5 protein-coding genes are annotated in these 7351 nt (G+C 46.1%); 3 read left to right on the top strand and 2 right to left on the bottom strand.

The annotated features are described in order from the left end of the window. Positions 1–215, bottom strand: a 215-nt coding sequence (locus tag J7K41_01660; GenBank protein ID MCD6549398.1) for a hypothetical protein, incomplete at its 3' end; no start/stop codon positions are given. 369 nt (positions 216–584) lie between these two features. Here J7K41_01660 and gyrB point away from each other — a divergent pair. Genes gyrB through J7K41_01645 form a run of 3 tightly spaced genes read left to right on the top strand, consistent with a single transcriptional unit; the run spans position 585 to position 5967 of the window. Then, positions 585–2489 carry a DNA topoisomerase (ATP-hydrolyzing) subunit B gene (gene gyrB / locus J7K41_01655; GenBank protein ID MCD6549397.1) on the top strand — a complete coding sequence of 635 codons (1905 nt, stop codon included), beginning with the start codon at positions 585–587 and terminating at the stop codon, positions 2487–2489. A gap of 27 nt (positions 2490–2516) precedes the next feature. Continuing rightward, positions 2517–4922 (top strand): DNA gyrase subunit A, encoded by a 2406-nt coding sequence (gyrA, locus tag J7K41_01650; GenBank protein ID MCD6549396.1) that lies wholly within the window; start codon positions 2517–2519, stop codon positions 4920–4922. 4 nt (positions 4923–4926) lie between these two features. Next, a complete protein-coding gene (locus J7K41_01645; protein ID MCD6549395.1) occupies positions 4927–5967 on the top strand; it encodes a GGDEF domain-containing protein in 1041 nt (346 codons plus the stop codon). Between the two features lie 15 nt (positions 5968–5982). Here the strand turns inward: J7K41_01645 and J7K41_01640 are convergent, their stop codons facing one another. Beyond that, positions 5983–7266, bottom strand: coding sequence for a cation:proton antiporter (locus tag J7K41_01640; GenBank protein ID MCD6549394.1), 1284 nt, complete (start codon positions 7264–7266; stop codon positions 5983–5985). Positions 7267–7351: the final 85 nt, after the last annotated feature.

The following is a 7351-nucleotide window of genomic DNA, read 5'->3' as shown; positions in this document are numbered from 1 at the left end:
GATTCATCCACATATTCCTGCGATGTACGCAACACTGTCTGCGGGGCGATGCCTACAACAGCAAACACATTAGACAGTTTTGAAACCAGTTCAACAGTCTTTTCAGTGGTCCGATAATCGTATCCCGCAGTAATAAAAATTCGGTCACTCGTCTCTATCAAAGACCTATCGAAGTTTCTCACGTCAACCAGATGACAGTGAACATCGACAATCATAGTTACATAATTTTGGAAAGGTATTTTTAATATTTGTTTATAGTTGGATTCGCTAACTACCGTACGAAGAAATAATAATAGTAGGGAAAAAAGGAAAAGTAAAAAATGAAGTGAGAAGGGAATTAAGGTAAGTGCACTATCCCAAAACTATTCCCTCTCGTTGAAAAAAGGCCAAAACAACAGGGGATAACTACTAATAGTGAGTGATTTTGTGAAAAAGAAAACATGAACCAGAAGCATCGAGAGGAGCCTGATTCGGGACGATACAGAGAATTAAGGTAAGGTTTAAATATGATTCGTGAGTAAATTTTACTGAGAAAAAACCGTTTTAGAGGTCACTATTTAAGTCGTTAATGAGGTGCTTATTGGATGGCTGAAGAAAAGGCAGAGTATACTGCAGAAGCGATCAAAGTTCTTGGCGGTATGGAAGCCGTGAGAAAACGGCCTGCTATGTACATCGGGGACACAGGTGTTCGCGGTCTTCATCATCTTGTCTACGAAGTTGTAGACAACAGCATAGATGAAGCGACAGCCGGATTCTGCAAAAACATAGAAGTAAAGATAATGAAAGACGGGTCTGTAGAGGTAAGCGATGACGGTCGAGGCATACCGACGGAGATTCATAAAAAGTTCAACAAATCGGCTCTGGAAATCGTTATGACGCATCTCCACGCAGGAGGCAAGTTCGATAAAACTGTTTACAAGGTCAGCGGAGGTTTACACGGTGTTGGAGTGAGCGTGGTTAACGCATTATCCGAATGGTTAGAAGTTAAGGTTTACAGGAACGGAAAGATATTTTTCCAGAGGTACGAACGCGGGAAACCGACACAGGATGTAGAGGTTATCGGGGAAACGGAGAGAACGGGGACAGTGGTACGGTTCAAACCTGACCCGCAGATCTTCTCCGAAACCTCGTTCGATTACGATATCCTTGCGAACAGGTTGAGAGAGTTAGCCTTTCTCAACCCTGGGGTCAGGTTATCCCTGTGGGACGAACGCAAAGGTACCGGGGAAACATTCCACTATGAAGGCGGACTGAAAGAATTCGTCGAATACCTTAACACCAACAAAGAACCGTTACACAATGTAATCCATTACAAAAAATCTGTAGATGACATTACCGTAGAATTCGCTCTTCAGTATACTACATCTTATACATCTACAGTAATCAGTTTTGCTAACAACATCAACACCGTTGAAGGCGGGTTCCATCTTGTCGGGTTTAAAACTGCTTTGACGCGCGTGTTGAACGAGTATGCGAAGAGCAACGGTTTTTTCAAAGAGAAGGATCAACGGTTCGAAAGCCACGATGTTTCCGAAGGTCTCACTGCTGTTGTTTCGGTGCTTGTCCCGCAACCGCAGTTTGAAGGCCAAACCAAAACCAAACTGGGCAACTATGAAGTGAAGGGTATCGTTGAAAAGGCGGTTTATGCAAAACTTAAAGAATATCTGGAGGAACATCCCGCGGAAGCGCGCGTTATCATAGGCAAAATAATGAGGGCTATGCAGGCACGTATCGCCGCGAAAAAAGCCAGAGAACTTGTCAGAAGGAAATCGGCTCTGGAGAACGGTTCGTTACCGGGCAAACTTGCGGATTGCACGGAACGCGACCCTGCAAAGGCAGAACTTTTCATCGTAGAGGGAGACAGTGCGGGAGGGTCCTCAAAACAAGGTAGGGATAAAAGAACGCAGGCGGTCCTACCTTTGAAAGGTAAGATACTGAACGTTGAAAAGGCGCCTTTGAATAAGATATTATCCAACAAAGAGATCAGAACACTTATCACGGCACTCGGTTGCGGTACGGATGATAACCTGGACCTATCTAAACTCAGGTATCACAAGATCATCATCATGACCGATGCGGATGTTGACGGAGCGCATATCCGCACACTTCTCCTGACTTTCTTTTACAGAAAGATGAGACCGTTGATAGAAAACGGTTACGTGTATGTAGCGCAACCGCCCCTCTATGCGATCAAATGCGGAAAACAGGTCAGGTACGCATACAGCGACCGCGAACTGGAGGAGATCATGAAAGGTCTGGAACATCCGGAGAAATGCGTTATCCAGAGATACAAAGGTCTCGGTGAGATGAATCCTCAACAGTTATGGGAAACAACCATGGACCCTGAACGCAGGATACTGAAAAGGATCACAATAGAAGATGCTGCGTTGGCGGATCAACTGTTCACCATACTCATGGGTGAGAAGGTGGAACCCCGGAGAGAATTCATCTACAAACATGCTCGCGAGGTCATGAATCTGGACATATGAAAACTTTTGGGAAATCGGTGAATGGTTATGAACATCGTTGAAATACCTGTGGAACGGGAAATGAAGACGTCGTACCTGGAGTACGCAATGAGCGTGATTATCGGGAGAGCCCTTCCTGACGTCCGGGACGGTTTGAAACCTGTTCACAGAAGGATCATCTATTCGATGTTAGAACTGGGTAACACTTATAACAAACCGCATAAGAAGAGCGCACGAGTTGTCGGTGAGGTCTTGGGTAAATATCATCCGCACGGTGACGCTGCGATTTACGAGTCGCTGGTTCGTATGGCACAGGATTTCTCGATGCGTTATCCTTTGGTTGACGGACACGGCAACTTCGGTTCGATCGACGGTGACCCGCCAGCAGCCATGCGATACACAGAAGTTCGACTGAGCAAGATTGCAAACGAACTCGTAGCCGACATAGATAAAGATACAGTAGATTTTGTACCGAACTTTGACGGTTCGTTAAAGGAACCCGTTGTCTTACCGACACGGATACCCAACCTGCTGATCAACGGTTCCTCAGGGATAGCGGTGGGCATGTCCACAAACATACCTCCCCATAACCTGAACGAAATCGTTGACGCTTTGATAGCGCTTCTGCATAACCCCAACATGACCGTGGAGGAACTGATGAGCATTGTTCACGGGCCGGATTTTCCGACAGGTGGCGTAATCGTCGGGAGGAGCGGCATAGTCGAGAGTTATACCAAGGGACGCGGGATCATATCCGTACGCGGTAAAGCCAGGGTTGATGAAAAGAACAATCAGATCATAATCACGGAACTACCGTACCAGGTCAACAAATCAGAACTGTTGGAACAGATCGCAGAACTTGTTAAGAAAAAGAAGTTACCGGATATCACCGGGCTAAAAGATCTCTCTTCACGCGGTAACATAGAGGTAGTGATCAGTGTACGGAAGGGGGTCAACCCTGAGATTGTACTCAATCAACTGTATTTTCATACGGATTTAGAGAAGACGTTCGGTGTGATAAACACCGCAATAGTCAACGGAGTACCGAGAACGCTGAATCTGAGAGAGATGCTGATGGAGTTCTTGAAGTTCAGAAAAGAAGTGATAACGAGGAGATGTAGGTTCGAACTTAAGAATGCGTTGGACAGAAAACATATTGTAGAAGGATTGATGGTAGCGCTCAACAATATAGACGATGTGATAGACAAGGTCAGAAAATCCAAGGATCCTAAAGAAGCGAGAGAATATCTTATGCAAACGTACTCGTTATCTGAAAGACAGGCGAACGCGATACTGGAGATGAGGTTGAGCAGGTTAACTGCTCTCGAACGTCACAAACTCGAGGATGAAATAAACGCTCTGAACACTAGGATCGAAGAGTTGAATAACATTCTATCCAACGAATCAGTACTGAAATCCGTCATCGAAAGAGAACTGAACGAGATAAAAGAGAAATACGGTGACGAAAGAAGAACCGAGATCATCGATCAACCCAAGGACATGGTACTCGAACAGCTCATACCAAATAAAAGAATGGTAATAACGATCACACGACGCGGGTACATCAAACGCGTACCTCTTGAGGAGTACCGGACTCAGAAACGCGGTGGCAAAGGTATAATCGCTACCGAGACGCGCGAAGAGGACGCGGTGGTAGATGTATTAGTCGCAGATAACCACGATTACCTTCTCGTGTTCTCTGATAAAGGAATACTCAGATGGTTAAAGGTATACAGGATACCGGAAACCGGAAGGTATGCAGTAGGCAAACCGTTGGCCGCTCTGTTGGAGATGCCCGCGGATGAGAAGATCACCGCCACCTTAAAGATAAGCAACCTTGATCAACACGGTTACCTGGTGTTCGTGACCGAGAGAGGCATCATAAAAAGAACCCGGTTGTCGGCTTACAGCAAGGTAAGAAAAGGGGGTATAATAGGACTGAAACTCCTACCGAACGATAAACTGGTAAGTGTTAGGTTCACGGACGGGAACAGGCACATCCTCATTGCAACTGAGAGGGGATACTGTATAAAGATCAACGAATCTGATGTCAGGGAGATGGGTCGCGTAGCGATCGGTGTACACGGGATTCGGTTGAGAGGGGATGACAGAGTTGTAGGGATGGTTATCAACGACGGTGACACGGTGTTTACAGTAACCGAGAACGGTTACGGTAAACGTTCGAAGATGGAAGATTACAGGTTACAACACAGAGGCGGTAAAGGCATAATAAACGTGCCTGTAGACACCAAAACCGGGAAAGTTGTAGACGTCGCTGCAGTAAACGATTCTGATGAACTACTGTTCATTACATCCGCCGGACGTTCGATACGGATAAGAACAAAAGATGTAAGGGTAATGGGCAGATACGCTCACGGTGTACGTATCATGCGTCTCGGTGAAGGGGAAAGTATAACAAGTATGTCGAGAATCAGAACCGAAGAATTAGAGTGAGACCATGAGAGAACGGAGTTTTGAGGATGTCGAAAAACAGTTAAAACTCATCGACCTGATAAGCGAACTTTTCGACGGATCTCCCCATGACCGGATTTATTCATTGCTCGAGATTGTCAGAATAATAACAGGTATGCGTAGGGTTAGGTTGTACACCAGTGCCGGGAACATGTTACGTTGCGTTGCCGCTGTCCCGAAGAAGGACGAGGAGAGGTTGACTAACATATTGGTCCCGAACAGTTATTGGTACGTGCAACAGACCCTTAAAACACAGAAACCGGTGATCGTCACCGGAGACGCCGCAGCAGAGGATAAGGTAGCATCGGTTATCGGACAGAAATGGTTCGGACTCATCGCATTAAACATAGGTAACGGTGATTGGTTACTGTCCGTCGATGACGAGAACGAACCGGATGAGAAGGTATTGCACAAAACGTTACTCACAGTAAAACGGTTGGTCGAACGCGTTTTCGCTAATGCTGAGACGATGAGAATGCTTAAAAACATGGCAGTGAGAGACAGGTTGACTGGGTTGTTCAACAGACAGTATCTCGAATCGAGGATGTTGGACGTGTTGGAAGATGCGGGACGTAAAGGTTACCCTGTTTCTTTTGCCATGATAGATTTGGACGGTGTGAAAAAGATAAACGATACAGAAGGACATTATGTCACGGACCGAATCCTGGAAAGGTTAGGTAACATGTTCAAACAGTTCGCAGATGCTCACAACATAGACGTGTGCAGGTACGGCGGTGACGAATTTTACGTGATCATGCCAGGATTCGAAAAAAGTTCCGCCTTGAGATTGATAGATCGATTGAGAAGGTCCGTTGCTGAAGAGACATTCATGGTTGACGGTAAACGGTTAACGGTCACGCTCAGTGCAGGGTTGCTCTCGTTTCAACCGGCCGACCGACTCCGAATCTCGATGGTTACGGAAGGTGTTGGAAGGGAACTTGTGGAAGACATCATAAAGAAAACCGATTCAGCGTTGTACGAAGCAAAGAAAACAAAGAACAGGGTTGTAACATATACCCCGCGTTAGGATTTTTTGGACCGTTCAGTTTTTTCCTGTCTTAACGGGTCTGCTCTTCAACACTTCCCGATGCGATGACAATGGTTCGTTGGATGACTGTTTGTTCCGAGATCTGTATTCCCTTTCTATGACCCATACACCGAACGATGCAAACAGGTTTGTTAAGAAAACTGTTGCAAACACACCCTCCTCAAAATAAGGGATAGTGATACCGTAAGCGGTGGGCAGGGACGCTAACACCGCGGCAGCCAACCCGCGCGGCAGGAACATGATCACCATCTTCTTCTCTTTAGGGTCGGCATCTCTTAAAAGGACCGATTGAGAGATCTTGCGTGACAGTAGCGCTATCACCAACACTATGCAACTCATTACGATTGTAGTGGACGTGAAGTATTCGGTACTGATCAACAACCCGATGTAAACAAAGAAGAACGTACGTACGAAGAATGTGACCTCCTCCTGAAACATCATAAACCTTTGAGGTTTGATGAATTCGTGGTCTATCCTTATCCATTGGGACAACTCTTTCCTGTGAGCAAGAACCAAACCGAACACGAAGACGGCTATGGCACCGCTTCCGTAAGACATCTCGGTAATTGCATAAAGAATCAGCACCAGTGCCACGGTAAGCATATAGTTGTACTCCTGAGTCGATTTGATCTTGATCAACCAAAAGATCCAGAAAGCCGCTGCAACGGTGCCCAGAAATACCGATACGGAAATCTTGGCGATAAGGTTACCGAAGACCGCCTTTTCAAGAGGTACGGGGGTAGGGCTGGTCAGTATCTGGATAAGAACTACGACTGTTAATACGCAGAGCACGTCGGTAAGCGTCGATTCCAGTGCAAGGAGATCTTTGATACGTGTGGAGATCGATACTCCTTCCACCATCGGTATCACTATCGGGGAACTTGTACCGCCCACCGCTGCACCGAACATCAATCCGTATATCCAATCCCATCCGAATACATAGTGTAAGACCGTCCCGACACCCAACACCGTTAGGACGAACACTAGGACCGTGTAAACGGATGCGCGCGGCAGAGACCTGATCAAACGACCTATATTCATTTTCGTACCGGCATCGAAAAGGATCGTGATCAACGCAATTGCGCCCATGACAGGAGACAGTTGTCTTATTACGCTACCTTCCGACACGTCAACGAGATGAAACACAGGACCCAAGAGCAAACCTATCGACATCAGTATCAATATCGAAGAAATCTTAAACCGTTTGAACATGATGGTGGCCAGATAACCGAGAAACAGAATCGCACCCACCACCAGGAATATCAACGTTAACTGCATAAAGTAAAAATATCTGTTAAGATTATAAACCTTTATGCCGTAAAAACGAGCACCGTTATCCCCCTTTCCTTCCGCCGAATAAGGT

Source organism: Candidatus Micrarchaeota archaeon (assembly GCA_021163225.1).
Classification (GTDB): Archaea; Micrarchaeota; Micrarchaeia; order Anstonellales; family JAGGXE01; genus JAGGXE01.
This window is presented reverse-complemented; position numbering and strand designations above follow the sequence as displayed.

Bases quoted from the DNA above. Each gene is read 5' to 3' on its own strand.
- gyrB (MCD6549397.1), top strand. From the start codon at position 585: ATGGCTGAAGAAAAGGCAGAGTATACTGCAGAAGCGATCAAAGTTCTT.
- gyrA (MCD6549396.1), top strand. From the start codon at position 2,517: ATGAACATCGTTGAAATACCTGTGGAACGGGAAATGAAGACGTCGTAC.
- J7K41_01645 (MCD6549395.1), top strand. From the start codon at position 4,927: ATGAGAGAACGGAGTTTTGAGGATGTCGAAAAACAGTTAAAACTCATC.
- J7K41_01640 (MCD6549394.1), bottom strand. From the start codon at position 7,266: ATGCAGTTAACGTTGATATTCCTGGTGGTGGGTGCGATTCTGTTTCTC.